Source organism: Nostocoides veronense (assembly GCF_039531185.1).
Lineage (GTDB): Bacteria > Actinomycetota > Actinomycetes > Actinomycetales > Dermatophilaceae > Nostocoides_A > Nostocoides_A veronense.
On record NZ_BAAAPO010000060.1, the window covers coordinates 1 to 1,592 of the forward strand.

General features: G+C 68.2%; 1 protein-coding gene. It reads left to right on the top strand.

Going from position 1 to position 1,592, the window contains the following annotated elements; genetic code table 11:
- Positions 1 to 290 precede the first annotated feature (290 nt).
- Positions 291 to 1,490 carry an IS110 family RNA-guided transposase gene (locus tag ABD225_RS17415; RefSeq protein WP_344088577.1) on the top strand — a complete coding sequence of 400 codons (1,200 nt, stop codon included), beginning with the start codon at positions 291 to 293 and terminating at the stop codon, positions 1,488 to 1,490.
- The last annotated feature ends 102 nt before the right edge of the window (positions 1,491 to 1,592 follow it).

Consider the following 1,592-nt stretch of genomic DNA (forward strand, 5'->3'; position numbering starts at 1 on the left):
CGATCCTGGCTGTACACCCAGGCCGACCTGCTCGCCCAGATCCGCGCGGAACGCCCACGGCGGACGACTTACATGCTGGTATGGCTGCGCGAGGGTCGTGACCCTTGATCTGACTGGTGCCCTGCTGGGTTGCCGATGGACTGATCCGTCCGGCCCTCGCGTAGTAGCGGCACCGGCCGGTCGGGCATGACCTCATACGAGCCTGACCCCAGCGCACGGGATCTGGTGTAAGTCCTGTCTGACCGGCCCGGCCGGTGCCGACCCATCGGCTACGGAAGGGCAGCATCATCATGACAAACCAGGATCACCGCGTCGGCGGTATCGACTCACATAAGGACACCATCCACGTCGCGGTCATCACCGCGATCGGGCAGCCGGTCACGGACCGGGAGTTCCCCACCACGGTGGCCGGGTACCGGCGGGCGGTGGCATGGCTGATCGAACACGGCCCCCTGAGCGCGGTCGGTGTGGAGGGCACCTCCAGCTACGGCATCGGGATTACCACCGAACTTCTCGCGGCAGGCATCCGCGTGGTCGAGGTCAACCGGACCCGCGCGGCGGAGAAACGCAAGCAGGGCAAGACCGACCCGCTGGACGCCTACCGCGCTGCCCGGTCGGTGCTGTCCGGCGAGGCCTCAACCGAGCCGAAGAACCCCAGCATCGAGCCGCTACGGGCGCTGACCATCGCGCGCCGTTCCGCGGTGAAGTCACAACAAGCCGCCTGGCGTCAGATCGGCTCCCTGCTGGTCACCACCCGCCCCGCCCTGCGGGACCGTTTCCGGGACCTGCCGGAGACCAAACTCATTGCCACCCTTCGGGATTGCCGCCCCGATCAGATCCATGACGTCGACGACGCCGACACCCTGTACGCGTTGCGGACCCTGGCGCGACGCTACCTCGCCCTCCAGGACGAGATCACCGCGCTCGAGGAACGGATGCTGCGGCGCGCCACCCGCGCCAACCCAGCCCTGATGGCCATCAAAGGCGTCGGCCCCGCGGTCGGCGCCCAGCTGCTGATCACCGCCGGCGACAACCCCGACCGGCTACGCACCTCCGCCTCGTTCGCCGCCCTGTGCGGAACGGCGCCGATCCCGGTCTCCTCCGGCCGCACCGACAAACATCGCCTCTCCCGCGGCGGTGACCGGCAAGCCAACGCCGCCCTGCACCACATCGTCAAAGTCCGCATGTCCTACGACCAGAGAACCCGCGCCTACCGCGACACCCGCCTGGCCAACGGGTGGACCACGAAGGAGGTCTTCCGCGCCCTCAAACGCGCCGTCGCACGAGAGATCTTCCACGCCCTGGCCGGCCACACCCTCGCGCCCGACTACTCCGACCTACGACCCGCACGCCACGCGAAGAACCTCACCCTCACCGCCGCCGCACAAGACCTGGGCGTATGGCCCGCCAGAATCGGCGAACTCGAACTCGGGAGACGCCCCAACGACGAACTCGCCACCCGCTACAGAGCCTGGCTCGCCGCCGCCTGAAACTCCCCCTCCCCAAAGGCTTGACACGCAATAGGGGGTCTATCCGATGAACGGTGTTTCCGGTGTTCATTTCAGAGTGTCTCCGCGGCCGGCATGCGGTCG